The following is an 861-nucleotide window of genomic DNA, read 5'->3' on the forward strand; positions in this document are numbered from 1 at the left end:
TGGTCAAGACCCCATTTTGTAGACACTTAAAAAACCCCCGGCCGTTAGGCCGCATGCTGACGCCTGTACTCGACTGGCGTCAGCTTATTTAATTTGATTTGCAAACGCTCCTCATTGTAAAAACGAATGTACTCCTCAATTCGTCTTTGCGCCTCATCCAAACTTCGAATATCATAAGGATAGAGAGCTTCTGCCTTTAAGTGCGAGAAGAAACTCTCCATAGGGGAATTGTCTAAACAATTGCCCCTTCGGGACATGCTGATTCGGGCGCCAACCTTTTGCAGCATGTCGTGGTATGCATGGGACGTGTACTGGAAGCCTTGATCGCTGTGTACGATCAGTCCAGTCACGTCCTTATGCTTTTCAAATGCTTTCCGAAACGTCTCTAGGACAAGGACATTGTCATTGTGTAAGCTCACATGGTGCGCCACGATTTCGTTGTGAAACAAGTCTTTAATCGCAGATAAGAAGATACGTTGATCTCCTACACGAAACTGGGTAACATCGGTGACCCACTTCTGGTTCGGTTTCTCGGCTGTGAAGTCACGCTTCAACAAATTTTCGGCAACACGACCATCTGATTCAGCCGCTCGATACGTGCTCCGATACGCTCGTTTGCCACGAATAATGGCTTTCAGCCCAAGAATTTGCATGAGCCGTAACACCTTCTTATGATTCACAACCTTGCCGTATTGACGAAGGAGTTCCGCTTGAATTCTTCGATACCCATATATTCCTTTTCGTTCATCATAGATGGTTTGAATCTGCTGTTTCAGTTCTCCGTCTCTATCCCACTCCTTCTGTGCAAGATATCGATAATACCCACTCCTCGATACACCAAGAAGTTTGGAGAGTTCGGTA

General features: G+C 46.1%; 1 protein-coding gene. It reads right to left on the minus strand.

Going from position 1 to position 861, the window contains the following annotated elements; genetic code table 11:
• Nucleotides 1-44: 44 nt before the first annotated feature.
• The coding region (locus tag ETC00_RS19365; protein WP_171567686.1) for an IS3 family transposase at nt 45-861 on the minus strand (817 nt) is incomplete at its 5' end.

Source organism: Brevibacillus sp. MCWH (assembly GCF_013096935.1).
GTDB lineage: Bacteria > Bacillota > Bacilli > Brevibacillales > Brevibacillaceae > Brevibacillus > Brevibacillus aydinogluensis.